At 36.5% G+C, this 26900-nt stretch carries 27 protein-coding genes; 19 read left to right on the top strand and 8 right to left on the bottom strand.

The window, feature by feature from the left end; translation table 11 throughout:
- From HX004_RS03195 to HX004_RS03185, 3 genes are read left to right on the top strand one after another with little or no spacing between them, the layout of a single operon-like run.
- A complete protein-coding gene (locus tag HX004_RS03195; protein ID WP_286440865.1) occupies positions 1–678 on the top strand; it encodes an SDR family NAD(P)-dependent oxidoreductase in 678 nt (225 codons plus the stop codon).
- Between the two features lie 11 nt (positions 679–689).
- Complete coding sequence (locus HX004_RS03190; protein ID WP_286440864.1) at positions 690–1313, top strand: SprT-like domain-containing protein; 624 nt, start codon at positions 690–692, stop codon at positions 1311–1313.
- Positions 1314–1323: 10 nt separating this feature from the next.
- Complete coding sequence (locus HX004_RS03185; protein WP_286440863.1) at positions 1324–2394, top strand: mannose-1-phosphate guanylyltransferase; 1071 nt, start codon at positions 1324–1326, stop codon at positions 2392–2394.
- Between the two features lie 31 nt (positions 2395–2425).
- Here the strand turns inward: HX004_RS03185 and HX004_RS03180 are convergent, their stop codons facing one another.
- A complete protein-coding gene (locus tag HX004_RS03180) occupies positions 2426–4168 on the bottom strand; it encodes a cytochrome c peroxidase (protein ID WP_286440862.1) in 1743 nt (580 codons plus the stop codon).
- Positions 4169–4280: 112 nt separating this feature from the next.
- On the bottom strand, positions 4281–5792 hold the full coding sequence (locus tag HX004_RS03175; RefSeq protein ID WP_286440861.1) for a hypothetical protein: 1512 nt from the start codon (positions 5790–5792) through the stop codon (positions 4281–4283).
- Positions 5793–6003: 211 nt separating this feature from the next.
- Here HX004_RS03175 and HX004_RS03170 point away from each other — a divergent pair, with 211 nt between their 5' ends.
- On the top strand, positions 6004–6723 hold the full coding sequence (locus HX004_RS03170; protein WP_286440860.1) for a sterol desaturase family protein: 720 nt from the start codon (positions 6004–6006) through the stop codon (positions 6721–6723).
- 88 nt (positions 6724–6811) lie between these two features.
- Here HX004_RS03170 and purE read toward each other — a convergent pair whose 3' ends face one another.
- Entirely contained in the window at positions 6812–7294 is a 483-nt protein-coding gene (gene purE / locus HX004_RS03165) for a 5-(carboxyamino)imidazole ribonucleotide mutase (protein WP_286440859.1), read from the bottom strand.
- A gap of 3 nt (positions 7295–7297) precedes the next feature.
- Positions 7298–8452, bottom strand: a complete 1155-nt coding sequence (locus HX004_RS03160) for a 5-(carboxyamino)imidazole ribonucleotide synthase (RefSeq protein WP_286440858.1) — start codon at positions 8450–8452, stop codon at positions 7298–7300.
- Positions 8453–9104: 652 nt separating this feature from the next.
- On the opposite strand from HX004_RS03160, the gene hpt reads away from it, so the two are divergent.
- The 3 genes from hpt to obgE are packed head-to-tail and all read left to right on the top strand — an operon-like array spanning position 9105 to position 11302.
- Positions 9105–9638, top strand: a complete 534-nt coding sequence (gene hpt / locus HX004_RS03155; RefSeq protein WP_286440857.1) for a hypoxanthine phosphoribosyltransferase — start codon at positions 9105–9107, stop codon at positions 9636–9638.
- Between the two features lie 33 nt (positions 9639–9671).
- Positions 9672–10247: an adenylate kinase gene (locus HX004_RS03150; protein ID WP_286440856.1), complete on the top strand. Its 576-nt coding sequence runs from the start codon at positions 9672–9674 to the stop codon at positions 10245–10247.
- Between the two features lie 53 nt (positions 10248–10300).
- Positions 10301–11302, top strand: a complete 1002-nt coding sequence (obgE, locus tag HX004_RS03145) for a GTPase ObgE (protein ID WP_286440855.1) — start codon at positions 10301–10303, stop codon at positions 11300–11302.
- On the opposite strand, the gene HX004_RS03140 is transcribed toward obgE, so the two are convergent.
- A complete protein-coding gene (locus HX004_RS03140; RefSeq protein ID WP_286441133.1) occupies positions 11291–11590 on the bottom strand; it encodes a hypothetical protein in 300 nt (99 codons plus the stop codon). The two genes, obgE and HX004_RS03140, sit on opposite strands and share 12 nt — an antisense overlap.
- Here HX004_RS03140 and HX004_RS03135 point away from each other — a divergent pair.
- Genes HX004_RS03135 through HX004_RS03100 form a run of 8 tightly spaced genes read left to right on the top strand, consistent with a single transcriptional unit; the run spans position 11475 to position 19461 of the window.
- Positions 11475–13793, top strand: a complete 2319-nt coding sequence (locus HX004_RS03135) for a putative monovalent cation/H+ antiporter subunit A (protein WP_286440854.1) — start codon at positions 11475–11477, stop codon at positions 13791–13793. The genes HX004_RS03140 and HX004_RS03135 overlap by 116 nt on opposite strands.
- On the top strand, positions 13774–14214 hold the full coding sequence (locus tag HX004_RS03130) for a Na+/H+ antiporter subunit B (protein WP_286440853.1): 441 nt from the start codon (positions 13774–13776) through the stop codon (positions 14212–14214). The genes HX004_RS03135 and HX004_RS03130 overlap by 20 nt, the downstream gene beginning before the upstream one ends.
- Before the next feature lie 18 nt (positions 14215–14232).
- Positions 14233–14586 (top strand): Na+/H+ antiporter subunit C, encoded by a 354-nt coding sequence (locus tag HX004_RS03125; protein ID WP_002987540.1) that lies wholly within the window; start codon positions 14233–14235, stop codon positions 14584–14586.
- Complete coding sequence (locus HX004_RS03120) at positions 14583–16094, top strand: proton-conducting transporter transmembrane domain-containing protein (RefSeq protein WP_286440851.1); 1512 nt, start codon at positions 14583–14585, stop codon at positions 16092–16094. The genes HX004_RS03125 and HX004_RS03120 overlap by 4 nt, the downstream gene beginning before the upstream one ends.
- A gap of 8 nt (positions 16095–16102) precedes the next feature.
- Positions 16103–16588, top strand: a complete 486-nt coding sequence (locus HX004_RS03115; protein ID WP_158962461.1) for a Na+/H+ antiporter subunit E — start codon at positions 16103–16105, stop codon at positions 16586–16588.
- Positions 16585–16860 (top strand): monovalent cation/H+ antiporter complex subunit F, encoded by a 276-nt coding sequence (locus HX004_RS03110; RefSeq protein ID WP_182626756.1) that lies wholly within the window; start codon positions 16585–16587, stop codon positions 16858–16860. Before HX004_RS03115 ends, HX004_RS03110 begins: the two co-directional genes overlap by 4 nt.
- Positions 16853–17251: a monovalent cation/H(+) antiporter subunit G gene (gene mnhG / locus HX004_RS03105; protein ID WP_286440849.1), complete on the top strand. Its 399-nt coding sequence runs from the start codon at positions 16853–16855 to the stop codon at positions 17249–17251. The genes HX004_RS03110 and mnhG overlap by 8 nt, the downstream gene beginning before the upstream one ends.
- A 53-nt stretch (positions 17252–17304) precedes the next feature.
- Positions 17305–19461 carry a S46 family peptidase gene (locus HX004_RS03100; protein ID WP_286440848.1) on the top strand — a complete coding sequence of 719 codons (2157 nt, stop codon included), beginning with the start codon at positions 17305–17307 and terminating at the stop codon, positions 19459–19461.
- 489 nt (positions 19462–19950) lie between these two features.
- On the opposite strand, the gene HX004_RS03095 is transcribed toward HX004_RS03100, so the two are convergent.
- Positions 19951–20391, bottom strand: coding sequence for a DUF4190 domain-containing protein (locus HX004_RS03095; RefSeq protein ID WP_286440847.1), 441 nt, complete (start codon positions 20389–20391; stop codon positions 19951–19953).
- A gap of 272 nt (positions 20392–20663) precedes the next feature.
- Here HX004_RS03095 and HX004_RS03090 point away from each other — a divergent pair, with 272 nt between their 5' ends.
- The 3 genes from HX004_RS03090 to HX004_RS03080 all read left to right on the top strand — a co-directional run bounded on the left by HX004_RS03090 (position 20664) and on the right by HX004_RS03080 (position 23643).
- Positions 20664–22016: a UDP-N-acetylmuramate--L-alanine ligase gene (locus tag HX004_RS03090; protein ID WP_286440846.1), complete on the top strand. Its 1353-nt coding sequence runs from the start codon at positions 20664–20666 to the stop codon at positions 22014–22016.
- 131 nt (positions 22017–22147) lie between these two features.
- Positions 22148–22888: a JAB domain-containing protein gene (locus HX004_RS03085; RefSeq protein WP_286440845.1), complete on the top strand. Its 741-nt coding sequence runs from the start codon at positions 22148–22150 to the stop codon at positions 22886–22888.
- A 56-nt stretch (positions 22889–22944) separates the two neighbouring features.
- Positions 22945–23643, top strand: coding sequence for a YjjG family noncanonical pyrimidine nucleotidase (locus HX004_RS03080; RefSeq protein ID WP_286440844.1), 699 nt, complete (start codon positions 22945–22947; stop codon positions 23641–23643).
- A gap of 15 nt (positions 23644–23658) precedes the next feature.
- Here HX004_RS03080 and HX004_RS03075 read toward each other — a convergent pair whose 3' ends face one another.
- The gene (locus tag HX004_RS03075) at positions 23659–24936 is read right to left on the bottom strand and encodes a replication-associated recombination protein A (RefSeq protein WP_286440843.1); all 1278 of its coding nucleotides are present in this window, start codon (positions 24934–24936) and stop codon (positions 23659–23661) included.
- A gap of 153 nt (positions 24937–25089) precedes the next feature.
- On the opposite strand from HX004_RS03075, the gene HX004_RS03070 reads away from it, so the two are divergent.
- Positions 25090–25833 carry a rhomboid family intramembrane serine protease gene (locus HX004_RS03070; RefSeq protein WP_286440842.1) on the top strand — a complete coding sequence of 248 codons (744 nt, stop codon included), beginning with the start codon at positions 25090–25092 and terminating at the stop codon, positions 25831–25833.
- A gap of 248 nt (positions 25834–26081) precedes the next feature.
- On the opposite strand, the gene rlmB is transcribed toward HX004_RS03070, so the two are convergent.
- Positions 26082–26816, bottom strand: coding sequence for a 23S rRNA (guanosine(2251)-2'-O)-methyltransferase RlmB (gene rlmB / locus HX004_RS03065; protein WP_286440841.1), 735 nt, complete (start codon positions 26814–26816; stop codon positions 26082–26084).
- Positions 26817–26900: the final 84 nt, after the last annotated feature.

Below are 26900 nucleotides of genomic sequence, written 5' to 3'. Positions count from 1 at the left end.
ATGAAACATATCATTGTTACAGGTACAAGTCGCGGTATTGGCTTGGAAACTGTAAAAATACTAGCAAATAGAGGACATAAGATTCTAGCTGTGTCTCGAAAAAAAGCGCCTGAATTAGCAACATTTAAAAATGTTACTTGTTTGGAAATCGACCTTACGATTGAAGCAGATCTTCAAAAAGTAAGTGATTATGTGGCTACCGAATGGGGGCACATTGATATTTTGATTAATAATGCAGGAGCTTTGGTTAATAAGCCTTTTGAGGAAATTACTGTAGCTGAATTTGAATGGGTATATAAAGTAAATGTATTCGGATTGGCGCGTTTAGTGCAGTTGTGTATTCCTCACTTTGTAGTGAATAGCCATGTGGTTACCATTAGCAGTATGGGGGGAGTGCAAGGAACAATGAAGTTTGGTGGTTTAGCAGCATACAGTTCTAGTAAAGGTGCTGTTATCATCTTGAGTGAATTGTTAGCGGAAGAATACAAGGAACAAGGAATTTCGTTTAATGTAATTGCGTTAGGAGCAGTACAAACCGAAATGTTAGAAGAGGCTTTTCCAGGGTATCAAGCGCCTTTGATGCCGGAAGAAATAGGGGAATATATAAGTGATTTTGCACTTACAGGAAATAAATATTTTAATGGAAAAGTACTAGAAGCATCAAGTACAACTCCTTAAAAAAAAATACATTGATTAAGATACTCAAGCCTTATTTACCAGAACCAGCGCTAGAGGCAGCCTTTGAATTAATCAAGCATTATCACATTCATTTAAAAATTGTAAATGAAAGGGTAACGCGACATGGAGATTATACAAGAGGATTCGATGGAAAACATTTAATTACCATCAATTCCAATCTAAATCCCTATCGCTTTTTAATGACTTTGATTCACGAAATTGCTCATTTAGTCGCTTTTCAAAAATATGGACGCCATATCAAACCACATGGAGTAGAGTGGAAACAAACTTTTCGTTTGCTCATGTTGCCTTTTTTGAGACCCGAGGTTTTTCCAGATCGATTGTTGCCTCTTTTGGCGAATCATTTTAGAAATCCATCGGCGAGTAGTGATACAGATGAACGCTTATCTATTGCGATGAAAATGTACGATCCTGTAGATAAGAGTAGCAACCGCTGCTTCGTTTATGAAATCCCCTTAGGGAGTCATTTCAAGACTTATAATGGAAAGGTGTTTAAACGCGGTCCATTGCGCGTAAAAAGATTTGAGTGTTTGGAAATAGCAACAGGGCGTTTATTTGTCTTTAAGGCAAATGCCGAAGTTGAAATGATGACACATTATGTTGTAAAACAATAAGAAGAATAGTATGAGTTCGAATTATTATGCTGTTGTAATGGCGGGAGGAGTTGGTTCGCGTTTTTGGCCAGTAAGTACTCCAGAATTCCCTAAACAGTTCCACGATATGTTAGGATCAGGAGAAACATTGATTCAAAAAACATTCACGCGATTGTCTCAGTTAATACCCAAAGAGAATATCTTGATCTTAACGCATGAGAATTACAAAGCAATCGTTCAAGAACAATTGCCATCAGTTGAAGCCAATAATATCATTTTAGAACCTGCCATGCGAAATACAGCTCCGTGTATTTTGTATGCCGCAATGAAGATTAAAAAACTCAATCCCAACGCAGTTATGGTCGTTGCACCAAGTGACCACTGGATTGAAGATGAACTTCAGTTTGTATCTAATTTGCAACGTACATTTGATGTCTGTGAACGAGATCAGGTATTGATGACGTTGGGAATTCTTCCTACTTTTCCCAATACGGGCTATGGCTATATTGAGTTCAATAAATTGGATTCAAGACCCATTAAAAAAGTAGTACAGTTTAGAGAAAAACCAGATTATGTAACAGCAAGGAAGTTTATACAAAGTAGACACTTCTTGTGGAATTCGGGTATTTTTGTGTGGAGTGTTAGTGCAATTCTGGATGCCTTTTCTAATTTTCAGCCAGAAATGACTGAACTTTTTGATGCGGGCTATGATTTGTTTAATACCGATCGCGAAAAAGCATTCATAGACGAGCATTATTCAAAGGCAGTAGATATTTCTATTGATTATGCAGTCATGGAAAAGGCGAATAACGTTTACGTTTTACCTGCAACCTTTGATTGGAATGATTTGGGAACTTGGGGGTCTTTATATGAAAAACTTCCCAAAGATATGGCAGATAATGCCGTTGTTAATGCGAATGTATATTTCAATAATGCTACCAATAATATTGTACGTACGGACAAAGGTAAGTGTGTAGTTATTGATGGATTGAATGATTATATTGTCGTTGATAAGGAAGATATACTTTTAATTTATCCGAAGAAAAAGGAACAAGAAATTAAAACTGTCAGTCAATATATCACGACTAAAAAAGAGAAATAAAAAAAAGTCCTTGGATTGCCAAGGACTTTTTTTATGGTTGATCACTCAATGCTTTCATAAAGGTAACAATAGCTTGAATTTCTTGCTCTGTTAGATCTAAGGGAGTATCAGGGAGCGTTTGGTTCTCTACGTCAAGTCCTAGGCCAATGCCACCACCTTTGTTGTAAAAGTCCATCACTTCATCCAAACTTTCATATACCCCATTGTGCATATAAGGACCGCTTTCGTTTATATTTCGAATCGTAGGGGTTTTAAAAGCATGTTTGAGTTGCTCTAAATCTGTATTGAATACGTATCGACCTAAATCATCATCTAAATGTAGGCCTGCTTTGTCTTTGGGAACACCGAGAACTTCTTGTTCGGAGCTTCTGAAATAAGGGGAGACGGTTCCGTTAAATACTGGGAGAAAGTGACAAGTAGCACATTGCGCTTTGCCGACAAACAAGTTGAATCCCTTTTGTTCTTCCTGAGTCATAGCCCTTTTGTTTCCTCTCATGTATTGATCAAATCTTGAATTAAACGTAGAGAGAGATCGGATATAAGAAGCTAAAGCATTCTCCACTTGCCAAACTGCAATAGGCGTGTCTGTTTGATAGGCTTGGGCAAAGTGTTTTTTATAGGAGTCACTTTGATTTAATACTTGGACAATCTCTTTTAAATTGCCGTGCATTTCATCTTTATTGGTGATTACATCCGTAGTCTGACTCTCCAAAGTAACACTGCGCATATCCCAGAATTGACCGTGGTAGTATCCCGCATAGTTTAATGAGAGGGCATTGCGTTGTAGTGGATTCCCTGCTAAATCCAGCGATGTTTTTCTATTTTCACTAAAAGCCTTTTCTGGATGATGACAGCTAGCACAACTTCTCCTATTGTCTTTCGATAGTTGTGAATCAAAGAATAATTCTTTTCCTAAAGCAATTTTATGTGCTGTAGGATAATACGTGCTATCCGGTAAAAAAGCGTTAAGGTTGATGGTCTGAGAATCAAACAAGGATCCTATTTCACCTGGGATAACCTGGTTGTTTTGTAAAAAAGGAATGGCTAATTCTCGTTGTAAAGCAACGATTTCCTTAGCTAAAGGATCTAGATAGGTCAAGATGAAATCCAAGTAATCAAAGGTGTTTTTAGCAGGATTTACCTCGCATATAGCGACAGCTTTTTTTAGCAAGGAGTCAATGGTCGAATACGCTTGTGTATTTGCCCATGACTTCGAGATTGCAATAGCTTGACCCACTCCCTTTAAACTGGCAGAAGCTTCAGTAAATTGCAATTTACTGGCTGGAGTGTCAAAACCTGTGATCCCCAAAGTGGTGATTTGAAATACTTCTAATTTAAGTGCTTCTAAAACAGAAGCGGGCTCAAAGGTGATAGCCTCAAAGTTTTTGTGGATTTTGTTGGATAGGTTTTTGAGTTTTCGCGCTTGTAGTAAAAGCTCAACTTGTGTGGTTGTATCGTAGCTAGGATAGATTAATTCTTCTACCACTTGAAAACCTTCAGCAGGAATGAATTTGTTTTCATCTAAATCCAGCTGGTCTAAGGCCGGACCATTAATAGCTGCAGCAGTATGAGGTAAAAAATAAGATACAGCCCATTCTATTTTTTTATAAGCAAGTCGACTAGCAATAAACTGTTGTCTAATCTCTGTGCTGTCTTGATTGTTTTCAATCGCGTGAATGAGTTGATCTATGTTGAAATGAAGGGAATCGACCTGTTGAACCAAATAAGTGTTGTAAGTAAGGGATTGGTAAGTGTCTTTTTTTTGACAACTCATGGAGCCAATTGCTAGTACAAGCAAAAGGAGTATTGATTTGATGTAGTGCATAGTATAAAAAAAACACTTTACACACGATAGTCTGTGTGTAAAGTGTACTAAGTGATTGTTTTTATTTTTCGACGTTGCGTATAATTACGACTTGTCCTCCTTCTTTATTCTTGTTTACGCCTGCTTTATCTGCATTCATAAATTCGTCTTTTTGCCAAGTATGAGAGTGAATATTAACTGCAAACGTATTAGGGATACCTGTTAAATCTGAAATATCTTCCATTGCTCCAAATTCCCAAGAACCAAATTTCTGCAAATTCCCTGATTGGTTATAGTTGGCTTGCCATTGTGCATCTTGTCTGTTGTGTTTCATATTCAACCACGGCTTATACGTTCCATCTGAAATTTTGTATTGCCAGATATAGGAATCGTGTTTTGCTTCTGCATAGTAAGAATCTCCATCTTCTTGAATGTAAACGTAGTTTTCTGTCACACAAAGATTGTCTGGGTTAATAAGGTTGTGTCCTGGGTTACTATCTCCTTCTGCAGCAACAGAAAGCTTTCCAGTTAGCATATTGTTTTGGTCTAAAACTAATTTATACACACGACCCCACATCGTAAAACCTTCAACAGGATTACCTCCGCTCGCTTGTCCAGTTGCAGTGAAATACAACTCATTTCCTTTATTGGCCCCTTTGCGGTAGTCTATATCTTCTACGCGAGAAAAACGAATAACCCCCAATTCCATATTCTTCTGGTTAATTTGTGCTCCCGTTAGATTTTTAGCATTTGGAATTTCCACGAATTCAACATCATATTCTGCGCCTTTGTTCATGTCCATCTCTGTATATCCTCCTGATTTTCTCTTTAAAGCATATAGTTTTCCGTTGTGTAAATCTCCTTGATTTCCTACGTACATCAACAATTGACCTGCACTTTGATGGCTTGAACCATACCCTTGGTCTTCACCAATGACAATATAGGTTTTTCCTTTAGACACGTCTAGGGGCAGAGGAACTGCATTTTCCATACTCGCCTTTCCCAAAGCAGGAAGAACGCGATCAGTTGTAGATTTTAAATTTGTTGAGCCTAAAGGATCGATGGCGTGAACCATACTTTCTTCACCCGATTCTCCAGCTGTTAAGAAAACAGGACCAAATCCATGTAGTTCTGGTTTTGCTAACGTTGCCGAACACAAACGCGTAATTCCTCCAATTCCATCTACAATATATTCCCCCTTTACAGGTTTGAATGTTTTATCTAAATAAACGCGTGAAACCGATTGCATGATTTCGTGATTGGTAATCATTAAATAGCCCTCTCCGTTTGGATCTTTCATAAAACCAGCCCCATCAGGTTGTCCTCCAAAGACAAATTCAGGAGAACCTTCTAATTGATCTTCACTCGAAATTAGGGAAAAAATTTCCAAGTGATCAAAACCTGGCATAGCATAGACAAATGCTGGCGTTTTGGAATGGTTTTTTAATGTGATAGGATTTTTAGGATCTGGTTTCGGTTCTTCTTCAATAGGATCCTTGTCTGTAATTTTGTTGTCATCATTGTTGCACGATGTAATAGCAAGCGATAGTAGTAAGCTTGCAGCTAAAACCGTTAGTGTGTTGTTTACTTTCATTTTTGTTTATTTTTGTTGGAACAAACATAGGAGTTGAACGTATCTGTAGGGTTATTGATACTTTATCAAATCTTTAACAAAAAAGCATAGGGGTATCAGGAATTGAAGGGGTAAAACTCGAAATAGATAGTCGTTAAAAAAAGAATAAATCGTTTACTGTTCCTACATAGCCATGCTTCTTGATGTGCATCCTTCTATTAAAAAAAAGCCAATGAATTTCATTCAAACTGTATTAACACAAGATTATTTCACTATTGTTGCATTTGCAATTGTACTTAATACGCTCTTGATTGCGGGGTCGATACTATTTTATCTTTCGTGGCACGCTCTTGTAAAGAACAAGGTTGAGGTTAATGCATATCAACCCATTGTTTCCTCTGATGTTGTTGCTGTAGGGTCAACTTTACTTTGCAATGTAATCGTATTTGTTTTTGGGGCTTTTTTGTGGAGAGAAGGCTATTTAGCTGTTAATTTCGGCCTCCTAAGTATTGGAGGAGTGATTTTTCAACTTTTGGTTTTGATTTTGGTGGTTGATTTTTGGATGTATGTGTTTCACAAAATAGCGCATAGCAAGTTGTTGTATCAATTTGTTCACGGGAAACATCATGAGCATATAGGAGTAAATGCCTTGAGTTTATTTGTACTTAGCCCGTTAGAGGCTATTGGTTTCGGTTTGATGCTCATGGCCATTTTATTGTTTTATCCCTTCCATTATCTCAGCGTGGGATTGTATTTTGTTATAAACGTACTATGGGGTACAATCGGTCATTTTAATCGAGTAGGAAAGATTTCTTCCAAAGGATGGAATACTTGGTTGGGTACAGCGAGTTTTCACAATATGCACCATATTGAACCACAGAAAAATTTCGGTTTTTATACTACGCTTTGGGATCGTCTATTTCGTACCCATCAAACAAAAACCTACAAATAGAGAAAGTCTAAAAATAAAAAAAACCAGCAGCTTTGCTCACTACTGGTTTACGATGCTATATCATTTGCTTTGACAAGCGTGTGAAAATTTATTTTTTTAGATTCTCAGCCGCTTTTAAAACCGCTTCTTTTAATCCATTTTTATAGGCAATCATCTTATTGCGAATTTCGTCATTTTGACTTCCTAAAATCTGTAACGCTAGAAGTCCTGCATTTTTTCCACCGTTTAAAGCTACTGTAGCAACAGGAACTCCTCCTGGCATTTGTAAAATAGAAAGAACACTATCCCACCCATCAATTGAATTGCTTGATTTGACAGGTACGCCAATAACGGGAAGAGGAGACATGGATGCTACCATACCTGGTAAATGTGCCGCACCACCTGCTCCAGCAATAATGACTTGAATCCCCCTGTTGTGTGCATGAGAAGAAAAATCAACTAATTTTTCGGGTGTACGATGTGCTGATACAATATCAACTTCAACTTCAACACCAAATTCTTTGATGATATCAATTGCATCTTGCATGATAGGCATATCTGAAATACTGCCCATTACTACTGCTATTTTCATATTTTATTGACTGATTACTTTAATCGTTTCTTTTACTTTTTGTGCGATTTCTCTCGCTGTATCCATATCGCTATTTACGATAGTTACATGGCCCATTTTGCGGAAAGGTCTTGTCTCTCTTTTGCCGTAAATATGAGGAGTTACACCAGGAATAGCTAAAATTTCATTCATGCCTTCATAGTACACTTGCCCAGTGTGGCCTTCTGCACCAACTAAGTTAACCATTACGCCGGCTACTTTACTATCCGTATTTCCTAAAGGTAAATCTAGAATAGCGCGAATGTGTTGCTCAAATTGAGAGGTATAACTTGCTTCAATGGAATAATGTCCTGAATTATGTGGACGTGGAGCTACTTCATTCACTAAGATTTCATCCTCTTGTGTTTGAAACATCTCTACAGCCAATAAACCAACATGATTGAATTTTTCTGATACCGTTAAGGCAATTGCTCTTGCTTTATCTGCTACTGCTTCATCAATACGGGCTGGACAAATAACATATTCTACTTGATTGGCTTCTGGATGAAACTCCATTTCTACAACGGGAAATGTTTTGATTTCTCCTGATGCCGAACGAGCTACAATAACCGCCAATTCATTTTTGAATGGAATCATGGTTTCTGCAATACACTCAACTTCTGGTAATGCAGTAAGATCAGAGGTAGAACGAACAACTTTTACTCCGTTTCCATCATAACCAAACTGAGCCGATTTCCAAACGAAAGGAACCGTTATAGTTTGTTGATTAACCGCCTCAACTAAATCCTCTTTAGAAGTAAAACGCACATATGGAGCTGTTGGAATGTGGTGTGAAGTATAGAAATCTTTTTGCTTTCCTTTATTTTGAATCAAGCGCAATGTTTCAGGAGCAGGGTAAACTTTTACACCCTCTCGTTGTAATTGCTCTAAAGCTTCTAGATTAACTCCTTCAATTTCGATGGTCAAGACCTCTACTTTTTTTCCAAAGCGATAAACCGTTTCATAATCCATCAAGTCACCTTGAAAAAATTGATGAGCACCAAATTGGGCAGGAGCTTCTTTACTTGGGTCTAAAATAAACGTCGCAATATCAAATTTACGCGTATCGTATAAAAGCATTTTACCTAGTTGTCCGCCGCCTAATATTCCCAAGCGAAAATCAGTTGAATAATAATTCATTGTGTTGTTGTAATTGTGTTTGTGCAAAGATATACTAAATCAAATGGTGTACATAAAATAGCGCTAAAAAAAGTCAAATGAACTGCAGATAAGCTAATTTAACTTCCTCGTTTACTCCTTTGCTTGTATTGTAGACGAAATATATTGGTTTTAACGATTCTTGGTTTGTATTCTTGTTTTTTTGTCTTGAACGTATAAAATGATGGAAGAGGGATGATTTGATAGTGTGAAAAAAAACTTAAAACAAATCTTGTTTAGTTAAAAAATTAACTTATATTTGAAAACAATATTACAAGATACAACGGATTAGAAGATACAATATACTCTTGATTGGGTGTATGAAAAATAATCTTAACGATAAAACTTATTAGCTTTGGTTTTAGAGTTAGATTGAATTAGTTTGTTTTAGACGTAGCGTTTGAAGAAAGCGCTACGTTTTTTTTTTGGGAATAAATTTTATAGGGTAATGACAATTCACTTGTTCTCAAGAGAAAGTAGAGCCGTACAGCAACATAGCATCACAAATTAAAAACACAAACTAAAACAAAAAAAACACAAACCCCACGGATAAAATGTTTAGAATTCATCTGTTAAGGAGTACAGATGTGGCATATCTTTTTTGTATATTTGCAAATTATCAATTCAATTGTTTATGGAAATTCAAGTTTTAGACAAGACTTTTGTTCCTTTTATTTCGGAAAAACAGATTCAAGAAAGATTAGGGGAAATAGCAAATGAAATTTTGCGTGATATGAATGGTGAAACACCTTTATTTATTGGTGTTTTGAATGGATCTTTTATGGTTGTTTCTGATTTAGTTAAGCAATACAAAGGGGAATGTGAGATGAGTTTTGTCAAAATGGCTTCGTACATTGGGACACAATCATCTAATCAAGTGAATCAACTATTGGGGTTGGATATTGATGTTACAGACCGACGTGTGATTCTAATTGAAGATATCGTTGATACTGGAAATACCTTAGTTGCTTTAAAAAAGCTTTTTGAACAACAACGTCCAAAAGAAGTTAGAATTTGCACGTTGTGTTTAAAACCGGAGGCGTATACCAAGGATATTAAGTTGGATTATGTCGCTTTTGAAATTGAGAATAAATTCATCGTAGGTTATGGGATGGATTACGATAAACACGGAAGAAATATCCCGGAAATTTATCAAATTAAAGAGTAATAAACAGTAACAGCATAAATAAAGTATAGTAGCATGATTGCAATAGTTTTATTTGGAAAACCTGGTGCCGGAAAAGGTACGCAGGCCGAATTTCTTAAAGAAAAGTACAATTTAACTCATATTTCTACCGGAGATGTGTTTCGTTATAATCTAAAAAATGGAACAGAACTAGGAAAACAGGCCAAGGTCTTTATGGATAGAGCAGAATTGGTCCCAGATTCTATTACAATTGATATGCTTGCGGATGAGGTAGAAAAAAATATGGATAAGAAAGGGTTCTTATTTGATGGTTTTCCACGAACAATTCAACAAGCAGAGGCATTAGAAGCTTTATTGAACGAAAAAAATATTCGCTTTGTCGGAACTGTAGGACTAGAAGCAAATGACGATGTTTTAGTACAACGCATCCTAGAAAGAGGGAAAACAAGTGGAAGAGCAGATGACCAAGATGAAAAAATCATCAGAAGTCGCTATGAAGAATACAATGAAAAAACAGCTCCATTAATTGATTATTATACAGCTAAAAACTGTTATAACTCAGTAGATGGAATCGGAACTGTTGAAGAAATCACAGCGAGACTAAGCGGTGTAATTGACCGTTTGATCTAATCGATCTTTTGAATAATAAAAGACAAAGTAAAGAGAAGGTAATAAAATAAAAGATGACTGAAGGGAATTTTGTAGACTACGTAAAAATCTATGTAGCCTCAGGAAAAGGTGGAAGAGGTTCTACGCATTTGCACCGAGAAAAATTTATTGAAAAAGGAGGTCCTGATGGTGGAGATGGTGGACGTGGAGGTCATGTCTATATTGTCGGTAATGAAGGACTGTGGACGTTGTACCACTTGAAATTCCAACGCCATATCAAAGCAGGGCATGGAGGTGATGGTGGTAGTTCTAGAAGTACGGGTTCTGATGGTGAAGACAAAGTTATTGAAGTACCTCTAGGAACAGTTGTAAAAGATAAAGAAACAGGAGAAGTCCTTTTTGAAATTACAGAACATAACGAAAAAAGAATCCTTGGAAAAGGAGGGAAGGGTGGTTTAGGAAACTGGCACTTTAGAACGTCAACCAACCAAACACCTCGTTATGCTCAACCAGGAATGCCTGGGGAAGAACTCGATGTTATCCTAGAGCTAAAAGTATTAGCTGACGTTGGATTAGTAGGTTTTCCAAATGCGGGTAAATCAACACTTTTATCTGTGTTGACTTCTGCTAAACCTAAAATCGCTGATTATCCTTTTACTACGTTAAAGCCCAATTTGGGAATCGTATCCTACCGCGATTTTAAATCCTTTGTAATTGCAGATATCCCTGGAATTATTGAAGGCGCAGCGGAAGGAAAAGGTTTGGGACATTACTTTTTAAGACATATTGAACGAAACTCGACACTTCTTTTTATGGTGCCTGCGGATGCAGAAGATATTAAAAAAGAATACGAAATTTTGCTCGATGAGTTGAGAAGATACAATCCCGAAATGCTAGATAAGGATCGTCTATTGATTATTACCAAATCGGATATGTTAGATGAGGAACTTCAAGCTGAAATGAAAGCAGAGTTGGATGAAGAACTAAAAGAGGTGCCTTATATGTTTATATCGGCAGTTGCTCAACAAGGACTTCAGGAATTAAAAGATAAATTGTGGCAAATGTTAAATAACTAGCCCAGAAAGCGAGATTTTATAGTCTCGCTTTTTTTGTATCCATATCGGATTAAAAATGGTTATTTTTTTGTTAAAAACAAGCGTGTTATTTGGCTTTGATTCATTTTTTTTTGATTTTTTTATATATTTACCCTCAATAGAAATATTTAAAAAATAGAAATAAAGCTCATTTATGCTATTTATTATTTTACTCACTTTTGTACTAGCTTTTAGTACACTTTTTTTGAAGGGGTTAGGACGTTCTAAGTTTACAGGATTATTAACTTTAATACCATTCAGTCTTTTCATTTATTTTCTGTCCTATTTACCAAAAATAAAGTCAGGAAAGGAAGTGTTGCTTTTTAGAAATGAATGGGTTCCTTCGTTAGGTATCGCGTTTGATTTTAAATTAGATGGATTATCGCTCCTATTTTCTTTGCTAATCACCGGAATTGGAACACTGGTATATTGGTATGCTTCCTACTATCTCAAAGGACATGTCTATATTCATCGATTTTTTGCTTATCTCGGACTTTTTATGGGCGCTATGTTAGGCGTCGTTTTATCAGATAACTTAATTTCTCTTTTTGTATTCTGGGAATTGACCAGTATTACCTCTTTTTTCCTTATCGGATTTAATAATGAAGATGAAGATTCGCGTAAAAGTGCACTTTGGGCACTGGGAATTACAGGATTAGGTGGATTCTTTTTACTTTCCTTTGCCGCAATTATGGGAAGTATTGCGGGTACTTATTCTATTCATGAATTATTGACACATTCGGATTTCTTAAAGGAGCATGCTTCTTATGGGGTATTGTTATTCTTCTTGTTTATGGGAGCCTTTACTAAATCTGCTCAATTTCCTTTCCATTTTTGGTTGCCTGGTGCGATGAAAGCACCTACACCCGTGTCTGCATATCTACACTCCGCAACAATGGTAAAGGCGGGTATTTATCTTTTAGCGCGTTTTACGCCCGTTTTAGGAGATCACCTGTATTGGAATACCACTTTGCAAGTAATCGGTGGTCTAACGATGTTATTCGGGGCTATTCATTCGGTTTTCCGAAAGGATATGAAAGGTATCTTGGCCTATACGACAATTTCAGCTTTGGGAATGATTGTTTTCTTATTGGGTGTAGGATCAGAAAAGGCAATTTATGCGGCTAGTATCTTTATCCTAGTTCATGCTTTATATAAAGCAACTCTTTTCTTAGTTACAGGAACAGTAGACCATCAAACGCATACAAGAGATATTACTCAATTAGGTGGACTGCGCAAAACAATGCCCGCTTTAGCTGGTGCAGCTCTGATTGCTGCCTTATCTAGTGCAGGAATTCCCTTAACTTTTGGGTTTATAGGAAAAGAAATTATTTATGATGCTACTTACACCTATCCCCTAAATCAATGGGCGTTAGCTTTTACAGGAGCTGCCGTATTAACCAATGTATTTTTGACTGCCTCAGGTTTTCTTGTGGGGATTAAGCCTTTTTTCGGCAAGGTGAAAGACGCATGCCAAAATGTGCCCAAACCATCAATACAAATGTGGTTGCCTCCTGTCGTTTTATCGGTATTGAGCCTCCTATTTGGAGTATTGCCCCAACTGGTAAATAATGGAATACTAACTGCTACAGCGAGAGCAATCGGCGGAAAACCCATCGATATGGAATTGGCTTTGTGGCATGGCTTTAATGAAATCGTCGCCTTAAGTGGTGCGACAATTCTCTTGGGAACTGCTTTGTATTTCGCTTTTAAAGGATATCAAAATTCTCTACAAGTTGTGACGCGTTTTTACAGCCTTTCTCCACAGCATATTTTTGGTTTTATTGTAGAGAAATTTAGACTGTTTGCTTATTCTTATACGCGTTTATTTCAAAGTGGTTATTTGCGCATCTATTTGATGGTTATTATTGTTTTCTTCATTGGATTAGTCGGGTATAAATTGTTTGCCGATGTTCCTTTACGCGTCAATACAGAAGGATTATCGGAATTTAGGGTATATGAATTGGTCGTTTTCCTGATCACGGTTGCGGCTATATTCTTCGCAATTAATACGCCTTCTCGTCTGTCCGCAATTGCTGCAACAGGGGTAGTGGGATATTGTATTTGTTTGATCTTTGTGTTTTACGGTGCCCCAGATTTAGCGATGACGCAGTTTGCTATTGACACGTTAACTGTTGTCTTGTTTGTATTGGTTTTATTCAAATTGCCTGGGTTCTTAAAATTGAGTAATCGAAAAATTCAGTTTAGAGATGCTGTGGTATCTATCGCTTTTGGAGGGCTAATCTCCCTCATCACTTTGCAAGCGTTGGTGTCACCTGCAGATAAAGAAATCAGTAGATATTATGCTGAAAATGCATACGTCTTAGCGAAAGGGAAAAACGTGGTAAACGTGATTCTTGTTGATTTTAGAGGTTTTGATACATTAATTGAGACTATTGTACTTTCAATCGCCGCATTAGGAGTATATGGTCTTTTAAAATATAGAACAAAGGATGAAGAAATATCAGAATAAACACCACGTATTAGATTCGACAATCTTGCGTACGGCAACGAATTATTTATTGCCTTTATTGATTCTGTTCTCTTTGTTTGTCTTGTTGAGAGGACATTATCTTTCGGGTGGAGGATTTGTAGGAGGATTAATCGCTTCTATTGCTTTTGTTTTGCACTCTTTTGCATATAGTACGAAACAGACTTTGGCCTTGTTTCAATTTTCACCCATGCGCTTAATTGGAATCGGTCTGTCTTTGTCTATCCTCAGTGCAATACTGCCTGTTTTTGTTGGTTTACCCGTAATGACAGGGGTTTGGTTTGCTGAATCTGTTGCTGTTATCGGTGCAGTAGGAACGGCCTTGTTCTTTGATATTGGGGTATATTTGGTTGTAATTGGTGTCGTCTTGACCATCCTCTTTACAATCGCAGAAAATGTTTAATTAATTAGAAGCATTTACATGGAATTATTACTCGTAGTTTTAGTAGGTATATTATATTCTGCAGGCGTTTACTTAATGTTTCGCAGAAGTATGGTCAAATTACTCCTCGGACTGATGATGTTAGGCAACGGTGCCAATATCCTCATTTTCTTAATGGGAGAATTAACCAAAGGTAAAGCACCAATTATTGATGAAGAACACAAACAGTTCTTCGACGCTTATGCCGATCCCGTGCCTCAGGCACTTATTTTAACCGCAATTGTTATCAGTTTCGGTTTAACCGCTTTCGCTATTGTTTTATTGAATAAGGTATATAGTACAACCGGAACAGATGATTTAGATTCCCTTAATATTCAAGATTTAGATATATGATTTCAAACTTCATATTAGCGCCAATTTTTGCTCATATGTTTACGGCGGTAGTGTTATTAATATTTTGGAAAAACGTTAGAATCCAAAAAATAATAAGTATCGTTGGTAATAGTATTGCTTTTCTGTTGTGTTGGAATTTATTTGCAGCAACTTGGGAACATAGTGCGATAACGCTACAATTAGGGAGTTGGAAAGCTCCTTTTGGTATCACTTTCGTAGCTGATACGCTGAGTGCTGTTATGGTTCTCCTTACGGCAACTGTTGCATTAGCCGTAGGTATTTACTCCACATCCGCGATCAATATTAGTCGTATTAAATACGGGTATTTTATTATTTTTCACTTTTTAATCATGGGCCTGTTGGGAGCTTTTTTAACAGGGGATATCTTCAATCTATATGTTTGGTTTGAGGTGGTGATTATCTCTTCCTTTGTGTTGTTAACCTTAGGAGGAAAGAAAAGACAAATGGAATCCGCAGTGAAGTATGTAACCATGAATATGCTAGCTTCTACTATTTTTCTAACAGCGATTGGAATTCTATATGGAATTACAGGTAGCTTGAACATAGCTGACTTAGCACATCAAGTGGCGATTGTCGAAAATAGAGGATTGGTAACAGTAACAGCTTTGCTCTTTTTTGTGGGATTCGGAATTAAATCTGCCGTATTTCCCATGTATTTTTGGTTGCCTTCTTCCTATCACACTCCTCCTTCTGCCATCGGCGCCATCTTTGGTGGATTGTTGACTAAAATGGGGGTATATTCAATGTTTAGAGTGTTCACTATTGTGTTCCAGCCCGATGACTTTGTCTTAGGTGTCTTCGTGGTCATCGCAATCTTAACCATGATTAGTGGAGCTTTAGGTGCAATTAATAAAAGAAACATTCGACGTATCTTATCCTACTTTATTGTCTGTCATATCGGATACTTAATTGCTGGATTTGGGTTATATACAGAACTAGCTTTTGTAGGGGTTATCTTCTATCTCATTCATGATGTGATTGTGAAAAGTAACCTTTTTATGATGAGTGGATTGATACAAAAAATTAGAGAAACACAAGATATTAACCGTCTAGGAGGACTCTACAAAGACTATCCTAAACTTTCTATTTTGTTTGCCGTTATCCTATTTTCTTTAGTGGGAATTCCTCCTTTATCTGGTTTTTGGCCAAAAATCATGTTGTTCCAGGAAGCTTTCCGACTAGAACAATATGTGTTGTTAGGAACGTTAATCTTTGCCAGCTTTGTTACGTTGTTTATCGTGGCGCGAATCTGGTCTGAAGTATTCTGGAAAGATCTGCCGAAACCCAATAGCGAAGAAATTGATCACTTTGCCCCTTTTGTGAGCTCTGGAAAAGTTGCCTTGATTTTACCCGTTGCCGCTCTAGCTGGAGTTTCCCTTTTTATTGGATTAAATGCACCTTTAATTTTCGAGGTCTCGGAACGTGTGGCTCATGAAATGATGAATCCTTCGATTTATATAGAATCAGTATTACAAGGCATAAAATAACGAGAAGTATGTTAAAATATTTTTTACTTAATATCTTATTGACCTTCGTGTGGGTTGCACTTACTGGGCAATTGAACTACGCAAACTTCTTCTTCGGAGGAGTAGCGGGTTTCTTTATCCTCTGGATGTTGACGAAAACATCCTCCAATAAAGCAGATAAAGAATACTTCTATCGCGTACCTAAAATTATTGTTTTTATTTTTTACTTCTTTGTCGATATGCTCCAAGCAAATCTACAAGTGGCTATTGATGTGATTACCCCCAATTATCATACCACTCCCGGAATTATTAAATATGAAATCGACGCAAAAACAGATTTTGAAATTACCATGTTAGCTAATATTATAGCGCTTACTCCTGGAACGATGGTAATCGATATTGCAGACGATAAAAGTCATATCTTTATTCATACGATGTATCTAAAGGATAAAGACAAATTCATTCAACGCATGAAAGAAAGAACTGAAAAGAAACTATTAGCTATTTTACGATGACAGTAGAAACCTATTTGATATATGTGGTCATGCCCATTATCTGCTTGTCCTTAATTTTAATCTTTATCCGATTTTTAAAGGGACCCGCAGTAGTGGATCGCGTAGTGGCTATTGATTTACTTATTACCGTTGGGGTAGGGTTTATCGGACTGTTTAGTTTGATTGCCAATAACCCTATTTTTTTAGATGTGGCTGTGATCATGGCGCTAATCGCCTTCTTGAGTACCGTAGCCTTTTCGTTTTACTTAGATAAAAGAGAAAGAGATGACTGATTTGTTAATCATGATATTGAGTACACTAGGAGCAATTTTTATTTTGATTGCTTCTATCGGTATTTTTAGAATGCCCGATTTTTATACGCGATTGTCTATTACGATTAAAGCAGCAACACTGGGAATCGGATGTATTTTAGGAGCAGCGGCAATTCACTTCTCGGAATTCTCTATTACAACGAAAGTGTTCGCTATTGTTTTTTTCTTATTTATTACCTCGCCAGTAGCCGCTTTCTTAATTGCGAGAACAGCATATATGACTGGAATTAAACTGTGGAATAAATCCGTAGCAGATGAATTAAAAGATAGATATGGCTTTGATGAACCTTGTGAAAATGAGGAGAAAAATACCAATCTGAATACAAATAAAAATGAGGAAGAGAAGGATTAATTATTTTGTTTATTAAACTATCTTCGCAAACTAAGTAACACACTATTATAATTATGAAAAAAATCGTTTTATTACTGACCGCGTTTCTACTTGTTGCGCCTGTTAAGTTAAAGGCAGATGAGGGGATGTGGTTTTTAATGTTCATTGAGCGTTTGAATCAACGCGATATGGAAAAAATGGGATTACAGCTTACTGCTGAAGAAATTTACAGCATTAACAACCATTCGTTAAAAGATGCCATTGTGCAGTTTGACGGGGGGTGTACAGCGGAAATAATCTCAAATCAAGGATTAGTTTTAACGAATCACCACTGTGGATATGATAAGATTGCTAGCTTATCTACACCAGAAGATGATATTTTAACTAATGGATTTTGGGCAAAAGACAAAGCTGCTGAAAGACCAGCAAAAGGATTGTCTGTTCGTTTCTTTGTTCGCATGGATGATGTAACAAAACGCATCTTAAGTCAAGTGAATGATAAAATGACTGAGCAAGAAAGAGAAAAAGTAATCAACCAAGAAATTTCTAAAATCCAAACGGAGAATAATGGAAATGGCAAATACACCGTATCTGTTAAATCGTTCTTCCAAGGAAATGAGTACTATTATTTCGTGTATGAAGACTATAACGATGTTCGTTTAGTTGGAACACCACCGAATAGTATTGGGAAATTTGGTGGAGATACGGATAACTGGGAGTGGCCACGCCATACAGGTGATTTCTCTATGTTCCGCGTTTACACAGATAAAAACGGAAGTCCAGCAGAATATAGTGCTACAAACATCCCAATGAAACCCAAACATTCACTACCTGTTTCTATTGCGGGAATCAAAGAAGGTGACTTCTCTATGATTTTAGGATACCCTGGTAGAACAAATCGTTGGATGCCTGCACAAGGGGTTGCACAAAATATTAACTATGCGTATCCAGCTTGGGTTGAAGGATCTAAATTGGGAATGGATGTCATGAAAAAACACATGGCAGCTAGTGATGCAGTGCGTTTAAATTACGCGTCTAAATATGCGGGTGTAGCAAACTATTGGAAAAATAGACAAGGGATGATTGATGCTTTAAATCAACATCAAACTGTAGATACAAAAACAACAGCAGAAAAGGAGTTTCAACATTGGGCTGATAAGAAAGAATATAAAGGAAAGTACGGAAACGTAATCAAAGATATTAATGCTTTCTATGAAGCTACAAATACAAAAGCACGTCACGATAATTACTTAATGACGTTGTTGCGCACTTCTGCATTAGCTGCTACTCCTTACCGTTTAGTAGGAGGAATGGAAGCTTATACTGCTGGTGATGCCAAGAAAAGAAAAGAAATGCATGACGAATTTGTAGCGTATGTAAATGAATTATATGATGGTCAAGATGAAGCTTTAGAAAAAGAAATGTTGGCTAAACAATTAGCTTTGTATGCTGAGAAATCTGAAGGGTATGCAATTGCTCCTTACATTGCGCAAATTCAAAAAGAATACAATGGTGATTTTGATAAATTTGTTGATTGGGCATTTAACCAAAGTATTTTTGTAAGCAAAAAAAGTGTTTTAGCGTACCTTGAAAATCCAAAAGCAGAGATAATTGAAAAAGATCCTTTGTTGAAATTATCTACTTCTATTATGGATCAATATCGTGCGAAAAGCGATGAGTTGGCCAAATTAGAAGATAAATATCAAAAAGCATATCGCTTGTTTGTTGATGGAGTAAGAGTAAGTAATCCAACAGGAAAGTACTATCCAGATGCGAACTCAACATTGCGTTTAACTTATGGTACAGTAAAAGGTTTACCAAGAGGTGAAAAAGTAAATGACGCTAAAGAAAACTGGTATACAACATTAAAAGGGACGGTAGCAAAACACGTACCAGGAGATGAAGAATTTGATGTGCCTAAGAAGTTAATCGATTTGTATAATGCTAAAGATTATGGCATGTATGCAGATAAAGAAGGACATCTACCAGTAAACTTCCTGACAAACCACGATATTACAGGAGGTAACTCGGGTTCACCAGTACTAAATGGAAAAGGAGAGTTAATCGGTTTAGCTTTTGATGGTAATATTGAAGCAATGGCAGGAGATGTAATCTACGATCCTGAATTGCAAAGAACAATCAACGTAGATATTCGCTATGTATTGTTTATTATTGATAAGTTTGCTGATGCAAAACACATCATTGAAGAGATGAATATCATTAAGAAATAAAAGAAAAAGTAGTAAACATTAGTTTACTACTTTTTTTTATAGCATATTTTAAGTAAGATCAAAAGGGAATAAAAAAAACAGCTTGTGTATATTCACAAGCTGTTTTTTTATTTCTTAAGTCAATCCTAATAGAGGTAGGAAAGCATATAAAAAGAAAAGACAAAGTATAACAATATCGATAATTACTATTTTTTTACTGTAAAGGCTAGAGGGAAGTAAAAGTAATATTCCCCTTGAAACGCCTGTATAAACAAAAAAGAAAAAGATCGAATAGCTATAGGGATTAATCAGTTCTTTTTTACCACTTAATAAAGCCATAAAGTCTCGAGTTAAGCCTCTACTTCTACACAAAGCTTCTGGCAATCCTTCACAAGCAGAACGAATGCTCAGCGCGGTTGAGGTTGTAGTAGTAAGTAAAAAAACGTACCCAAACAAACACAGCATAAGTGAGAAAAAAATCCCATTGATAATCCTGTAATTAGTCACTTCTTATTCCGCTATTTGTTCCTCTATAAAAAGAGTTTCTTCTTGACCTTGTAGTGAATCTTCCTCATCTTCTTGGTAATATTCGTAATCTTGATTACTCATATTTTCTAACTCTTTCTGAGTCTCATCGATGCTCTTGATGGCAGCTGTTGTTACAGAAGCAAATAAAAGCCCCCAAAGAAGAATGATAGCAAAACTGATAGCTCCAAGTACAAGACCAGCAATTCCTAAACCTTTAGATTCACTGTGTTTTTTTGCACTTGAAATAGTTAAAATTCCCAATACTATAGCAGCTACTGAAACAATAATTGCAATCATTCCAAAACAAGGAATGAAAGAGGCTGGTAACGCTATAATACCAGAAACAAGAGATAAAATACCTAAAACTTGTGTGTTATTACCACTTTTCTGTTGTGGTAATGGCGGTGGAGTGTAATTGTCCATAGGGCGATTTTTTAAATAAAATTTCGACGAAAATACGATATATTTTTTCTTAAATGTTAATTAAATAGTAAAATTGACGTTTAAAGGTTGAAATTAAAGTAAGGTTTAATCGGAATATCCTTGTAATTAGTTGGATATATAATGAGATAGAAAAACAAATAGTGCTAAGACATTTCCTTCTTTCTGCTTGTATTACACCAAGTGTCCTATTTTTTTTAGTAATAAAATTGTAATTTTAACGCCAATTATAAATCGACTTAAACAGATACATAATGCGCGTACATTTTATTGCAATCGGTGGAAGTGCCATGCACAATTTAGCCTTAGCCTTACATGCAAAAGGCGATGTTGTTACAGGAAGTGATGATGCTATTTTTGAACCCTCCAAAACGAGATTGGCCAAGCAAGGTTTATTGCCAGAACAAGAGGGGTGGTATGCAGAAAAAATAACAGCAGATATCGAGGCAGTAATCTTGGGAATGCATGCAAAAGAAGATAACCCTGAGTTGATTAAAGCAAGAGAATTAGGACTGAAGATTTATTCCTATCCTGAATTTATATACGAACACGCTAAAAATAAAACACGTGTAGTCATTGGTGGGTCTCATGGTAAGACAACCATTACTTCTATGGTGTTACACGTATTGAATTATCACGGTGTTGAGGTAGATTATCTAGTAGGAGCCCAATTGGAAGGTTTTGATCGTATGGTGAACCTGACAGATGAAAATGATTTTATGCTAATTGAAGGAGACGAATACCTATCTTCAGCAATCGATAGACGACCAAAATTCCATCTGTATGAACCTAATATTGCTTTGTTAAGTGGAATCGCTTGGGATCATATTAATGTGTTTCCAACCTTTGAAAATTACGTCGATCAATTCCGAATCTTCATCGATAAGATAACGAATGGCGGTATTTTAATCTACAATGAAGAAGATGCTGTTGTGAAGCAAATAGCAGAAGAAAGCACCAATCCAATAAGAAGAATCCCCTATACAACTCTAGAAAATGAAATTGTGGATGGAGTAGCCTATCTAGTTACTTCAGAAGGACCAATGCCATTGGAAGTATTTGGTCAGCACAACATCAATAATATCAGTGGAGCTAAATGGGTGTGTCAAAACATGGGAATTGACGAAGACGATTTCTTCGATGCCATTACTAGTTTTAAAGGAGCATCTAAGCGTTTGGAAAAATTATATGACAATGAAACTACGATTGTGTATAAAGACTTCGCACATTCTCCAAGTAAGGTAAAAGCGACGATGAAAGCCGTTCGCGAACAATATCCCACTAAAAAATTAGTGGCATGTTTAGAATTGCATACCTATAGCAGTTTAAATGCTGATTTCTTATCGGAGTATAAAGGTAGTTTAGATGTAGCTGATCAAGCTGTTGTGTTTTACTCCTTAGATGCATTAAAGATTAAACGCATGCCTGAAATTACTTCAGATCAAATGAGAAGTGCTTTTGAATTAGCCGCTTTGACTACTTATACCAATGCGGATGATTTTCAAGCCTATATTAAAACGTTAGATTTAAAAGATAGCATCTTGTTATTCATGAGTTCAGGTGATTATGGTGGACTCGATTTGAACGCCTATGTGCAAACGCTATAGATAAAACAAAAAAATCCTTTCAATGAAAGGATTTTTTTGTTTAAGATGTTCGTCAATCACAGAAAAAAAGGGAAAGGGTTGGGATGTGGAGTGATTTTTGAAAGACTAAAAGGATTTAATATAGGTAAACCATGTCTAAAATTAGAAAACCCATCAATGCTTGGGCAGATGATGATCGCCCAAGAGAAAAACTCATGCTCAAAGGAAAATGTGCGTTAAGTGATGCTGAATTAATAGCTATTTTAATTGGTTCAGGAAATAAAGAAGAATCTGCAATTGATTTGAGTAGAAGAATTTTACAAGCCACGGAATCTAGTTTAGCTGAATTGGCTAGGCAGTCAGTCTTGAGCTTACAGCGTTTCAAAGGAATTGGAGAAGCTAAGGCCATCGCCATTGTGGCTGCTTTAGAACTAGGTCAGCGCAGACGTATGGCAGATAAAATGGATCGAACTAAAATTACGTGCAGTCAGGATGTATTTGAACTAATGCAACCTAAAATAGGGGAACTAACGCATGAAGAATTTTGGGTTATCTTTCTAAATAATGCCAATCACGTGCGAGGTATTGTGGCAAATCATACGGAACGGTTTATCAAACATCAATTAATTGATGCAGTGAATATAAGTAAAGGTGGAGTAACGGGAACGGTTGTTGATTTGCGAATCCTATTTAAACTCGCTTTAGAGAAACAAGCAACTGCTGTAATTCTAGTTCACAATCACCCTTCAGGTAAACTTTTCCCCAGTGAAGCAGATCTCCAGATTACAAAGAAGATAAAAGACGCAGGGAAGATTATGGATATTGCAATTCTAGATCATTTCATCATTACGGAACATGATTATTACAGTTTTGTTGATCATGGACGATTCTAAGTCCTGCTGTTTTTTTCAAAATGCTTACTTTTGTAGCTTAATTGGAAATAGAACCGATGGACTTAAAAAAGTTTGAACATAAAACCGATATATTTTTTGACTTGGATCATACGCTATGGGATTTTGAAAAGAATTCTGCCTTAGCTTTTGAACAAGTATTACACGAAATGAAATTGCCTTTTACGATTGAGCAATTTTTGAACTATTATGTAAGTATTAATGCCGACTATTGGGATCGCTATAGTCTGAATCAAATTTCACAAGCTGAATTGCGCATAGGGAGAATTCGAGATACTTTTGATTCGTTAGCGTATTCCACAACAACTGATAAAATATTGGATGTAGGTGATCGTTATCTTTCGTATTTGCCTAATTACAATCATCTTTTTGATGGAGCAATAGAGATTTTAGATTACTTACAAGAGAAGTATAAATTGCATATCATCACGAATGGATTCGATCAAGTGCAAGCGAGAAAAATTAAAAATTCAGGAATGGAAGGCTATTTCCAAACCGTGACAAATTCGGAATTAGCAGGAGTCAAAAAACCAGATGCTAAAATTTTTGCCTATGCGTTGGATTTAGCACAAGTACAAGTGAAGAATACAGTGATGATTGGCGATAACCTTTTAGCCGATATAGAAGGAGCGCAAAATATTGGTATGGATGTGATTTTTTACAATGAACATCACAAGGTAGTACCAGCCACCCTACCACAAGTAAATACCTTATTAGACATCAAAAGCCTGCTGTAAAAGCAGGCTTTTGTATTAATAGTTGTATTTGAATTGCCAACGGTTTTTCAAGAAATCCCGTGTGCCATTTTCTCTACTGTTGTGCCCTGGTTCGTATAATACAGTGCCACTTAATTCTGTTGGTAAAAATTCTTGGTCAACAAAATTGTTGGGATAATCATGTGAATATTTATAATCCTCACCATACCCCAATTCCTTCATTAATTTAGTCGGTGCATTGCGCAAATGAATCGGAACAGATAAGTCTCCCGTTTGTTTCACGAGTTGTTGCGCTTTTCCAATGGCCATATAGGTAGAGTTGCTTTTCGGAGAAGTGGCTAAGTAAATCGCACACTGACTCAATAAGATTCTACTCTCAGGATATCCGATAACCGAAACGGCTTGAAAAGTGTTCGTTGCCATAATCAAGGCTGTAGGATTGGCATTGCCAATATCTTCAGAAGCCGCAATAACCAAGCGTCTAGCGATAAATTTTACATCTTCCCCTCCTTCAATCATGCGTGCTAACCAGTAAACTGCCCCATTGGGGTCACTGCCGCGAATAGATTTGATAAAGGCAGATACAATATCGTAGTGTTGTTCTCCTGTTTTGTCATAGAGTACGGTGTTCTTTTGCACAATTTGCATCACATACTCATTCGTTAAAACAACGTCATCTCCAGTTGTGGCATTGACAATTAACTCAAAAGTGTTTAATAGTTTTCGCCCGTCACCACCCGATACGCGAAAGAGGGCTTCCGTTTCTTGTAAAGTGATGCGTTTGGATCGCAAAAAAGAATCTTTTTCGATGGCTCGGTCTAGTAAAGCACGTAAATCCTCTTTGGTAAAGGCGTTTAAGGTATATACCTGACAACGGGAAAGCAAAGCCGGAATCACTTCGAAACTCGGATTCTCTGTCGTTGCTCCAATTAAGGTAATCCATCCGCGTTCAACCGCAGCTAAAAGCGAATCTTGTTGTGATTTGCTGAAACGGTGAATCTCATCAATAAACAAAATGGGATTGCGAGCCGTAAATAATCCATGATTGGATTTGGCTTTCTCAATGACTTCTCGAACATCTTTTACTCCTGAGTTAATCGCGCTCAAAACGTAAAAAGGACGTTGACTCTCTTTGGCTAAAATTTCCGCTAAAGTGGTTTTTCCTGTACCTGGAGGTCCCCAAAAAAGTAAAGAGGGAATAAAGCCTGTTTGCAATTGCTTCGTTAAAATTCCTTGTTCCCCTACTAAATGAGCCTGACTAACATAGTCTGCCAAAGTTTGTGGTCTTACTCTTTCTGCTAATGGTGCATCCATGACAATCTGATTTTGAGAAACACAAAAATACAACCTATAATGTCGAATAAAAAACACTCAATTAAAATAGTACTGAAATCCATGTGATTTGTATGGTTAAATTGAAAGACATTTTTATATCTTTATGTTTTACGCAGTATAGAAAATAAACGAATGAAAGATAAACAACTGGTGATAACCGCCGATTTAATTATACTCCCTGTATTATTCTTGATGGTAATATGGACGGTATATTGGTTGGATTGGAAAGATTATCTACAACTTTACCAATATGGTATCTATCCTCGAACTTTAAAAGGATTGAGAGGTATCCTTTTTAGCCCTTTTATACATGGGGGATTAAAGCATATTTACAACAATTCCGTCGCTATTTTTGTTTTGCTGTTACTCGTTCAGTTCTTTTATAAAAAGCAAGTATGGCAAATTTTAGGCTGGGGAATTTTATTGTCTGGATTGGGGACTTGGATCATCGCTCGTGAGAGCTATCACATCGGTGCCAGCGGATTGATTTATGTTCTAGTGAGCTATATGTTCTTTAAGGGAATACAGACTAAGTACTTTCGCTTAGTGGCGCTTTCTCTTTTAATTGTCATGCTTTATGGTAGTATGATTTGGTATGTGTTTCCCGATATTGAAGAAGGAATCTCTTGGGAAGGGCATTTGAGTGGATTTATTACAGGAATGTTGTTGTCTTTTGTGTTAAAGAATCCAGTCTATGCAGAAAAGGTATATAAGTACGAATGGCAATCGCCAACTTATAATCCAAACGAAGATCCTTTTATGCAGTGTTTTGATGAAAATGGAAACTTTGTAATTGTTCCCAAAGAAGTGAAAGAGGTTGTAGATTTTAATAACCCATATCGACCAACTTTGCCTATTGTGTATGGAAATGGATGATTTTTGTGAGATGGTGAAATCGGAACGCAGTGAAAATCGGAACGCAGTGGAGATTCATCGAACTCTAAAACAAAATATAAAATAGGTGAGATAGTTGATGAGGTGATGATGAGAGGATTGAAAATCAATAAGAATAGTAAATAAAAAGGGAAAGGATAGCAGCTGCTATCCTTTCCCTTTTTATTTTTGAAAGATGATTCTAATGAATGTAGAATAAAATTACCCATCACGCATAAGCGATCACTCATTTATCTACGTTGTCTGATAATTTCATATAAGAATGCACCACAAGCCACTGACACATTTAAAGAGTCGATGGAGCTAAACATAGGAAGCTTTGCTTTTTCATCTATAATCTTCAAAACCGAAGGATTGATTCCTCTATCCTCGCTACCCATAATGATGGCTAATGGAATATTTAAATCAACATCATAAATCTCTTTTTCTGCTTTTTCCGTTGCACCTACAGTCATAACTCCTGATCCCTGTAAATAGAATACAGCATCTTTAATGTGATCTACTTTACAAATAGGAATATTGAATACCGCACCTGCAGAAGTTTTAATTGTATCTCCATTTACAGGAGCAGCGCCATTTTTAGAAATGATAATTCCATCTGCACCACAACAAACAGCGGTGCGAATAATTGCACCAAAATTACGCGCATCTGATAATTGATCTAAAACAACAAATAAAGGTTTTTCCTTTTTTTCTAATGTTGATTCAACCAATTCTTCTAAGGATATAAAAGTAATAGGGGCAATCGTACCGATAGCTCCTTGGTGATTTTTCTTCGTTAAACGGTTGAGCTTTTCAATGGGCACATAAGAGAAATTAATGTTGTTTCTCTTTAATGACTTGATTAACTCATTCATTAATTCTCCTTGGGCATCCTTTTGTAAGAATACCTTATCTATATCTTTTCCTGCTTCAATGGCTTCGATTATCGCGCGAATACCAAAAATTTGATTCTCCTGATCCATGGTGCAAATGTAGCTATATTTTTAATAAACAGTTGATGTTTTTTGTTTTAGAATCAAACTTTTGTCCCTAAGGATTGGTCAATA

This window comes from Myroides sp. 1354, from assembly GCF_030324495.1.
GTDB lineage: Bacteria > Bacteroidota > Bacteroidia > Flavobacteriales > Flavobacteriaceae > Flavobacterium.
The sequence above is the reverse complement of the archived record's forward strand: the minus strand, read 5'-3'. Positions and strand labels throughout refer to the sequence as shown.

Bases quoted from the DNA above. Each gene is read 5' to 3' on its own strand.
- HX004_RS03115 (WP_158962461.1), top strand. From the start codon at position 16,103: ATGTTAAAATATTTTTTACTTAATATCTTATTGACCTTCGTGTGGGTT.
- HX004_RS03175 (WP_286440861.1), bottom strand. From the start codon at position 5,792: ATGAAAGTAAACAACACACTAACGGTTTTAGCTGCAAGCTTACTACTA.
- HX004_RS03150 (WP_286440856.1), top strand. From the start codon at position 9,672: ATGATTGCAATAGTTTTATTTGGAAAACCTGGTGCCGGAAAAGGTACG.
- HX004_RS03075 (WP_286440843.1), bottom strand. From the start codon at position 24,936: ATGGATGCACCATTAGCAGAAAGAGTAAGACCACAAACTTTGGCAGAC.
- HX004_RS03085 (WP_286440845.1), top strand. From the start codon at position 22,148: ATGTCTAAAATTAGAAAACCCATCAATGCTTGGGCAGATGATGATCGC.
- HX004_RS03185 (WP_286440863.1), top strand. From the start codon at position 1,324: ATGAGTTCGAATTATTATGCTGTTGTAATGGCGGGAGGAGTTGGTTCG.
- HX004_RS03160 (WP_286440858.1), bottom strand. From the start codon at position 8,452: ATGAATTATTATTCAACTGATTTTCGCTTGGGAATATTAGGCGGCGGA.
- HX004_RS03130 (WP_286440853.1), top strand. From the start codon at position 13,774: ATGAAGAAATATCAGAATAAACACCACGTATTAGATTCGACAATCTTG.
- HX004_RS03125 (WP_002987540.1), top strand. From the start codon at position 14,233: ATGGAATTATTACTCGTAGTTTTAGTAGGTATATTATATTCTGCAGGC.
- HX004_RS03090 (WP_286440846.1), top strand. From the start codon at position 20,664: ATGCGCGTACATTTTATTGCAATCGGTGGAAGTGCCATGCACAATTTA.
- HX004_RS03180 (WP_286440862.1), bottom strand. From the start codon at position 4,168: ATGAGTTGTCAAAAAAAAGACACTTACCAATCCCTTACTTACAACACT.
- HX004_RS03140 (WP_286441133.1), bottom strand. From the start codon at position 11,590: ATGAAAAGACTGAATGGTATTAAAGTTAATAATCCTGTAAACTTAGAA.
- mnhG (WP_286440849.1), top strand. From the start codon at position 16,853: ATGACTGATTTGTTAATCATGATATTGAGTACACTAGGAGCAATTTTT.
- purE (WP_286440859.1), bottom strand. From the start codon at position 7,294: ATGAAAATAGCAGTAGTAATGGGCAGTATTTCAGATATGCCTATCATG.
- obgE (WP_286440855.1), top strand. From the start codon at position 10,301: ATGACTGAAGGGAATTTTGTAGACTACGTAAAAATCTATGTAGCCTCA.
- HX004_RS03120 (WP_286440851.1), top strand. From the start codon at position 14,583: ATGATTTCAAACTTCATATTAGCGCCAATTTTTGCTCATATGTTTACG.
- HX004_RS03195 (WP_286440865.1), top strand. From the start codon at position 1: ATGAAACATATCATTGTTACAGGTACAAGTCGCGGTATTGGCTTGGAA.
- HX004_RS03070 (WP_286440842.1), top strand. From the start codon at position 25,090: ATGAAAGATAAACAACTGGTGATAACCGCCGATTTAATTATACTCCCT.
- HX004_RS03170 (WP_286440860.1), top strand. From the start codon at position 6,004: ATGAATTTCATTCAAACTGTATTAACACAAGATTATTTCACTATTGTT.
- HX004_RS03110 (WP_182626756.1), top strand. From the start codon at position 16,585: ATGACAGTAGAAACCTATTTGATATATGTGGTCATGCCCATTATCTGC.
- HX004_RS03135 (WP_286440854.1), top strand. From the start codon at position 11,475: ATGCTATTTATTATTTTACTCACTTTTGTACTAGCTTTTAGTACACTT.
- hpt (WP_286440857.1), top strand. From the start codon at position 9,105: ATGGAAATTCAAGTTTTAGACAAGACTTTTGTTCCTTTTATTTCGGAA.
- HX004_RS03095 (WP_286440847.1), bottom strand. From the start codon at position 20,391: ATGGACAATTACACTCCACCGCCATTACCACAACAGAAAAGTGGTAAT.
- rlmB (WP_286440841.1), bottom strand. From the start codon at position 26,816: ATGGATCAGGAGAATCAAATTTTTGGTATTCGCGCGATAATCGAAGCC.
- HX004_RS03100 (WP_286440848.1), top strand. From the start codon at position 17,305: ATGAAAAAAATCGTTTTATTACTGACCGCGTTTCTACTTGTTGCGCCT.
- HX004_RS03080 (WP_286440844.1), top strand. From the start codon at position 22,945: ATGGACTTAAAAAAGTTTGAACATAAAACCGATATATTTTTTGACTTG.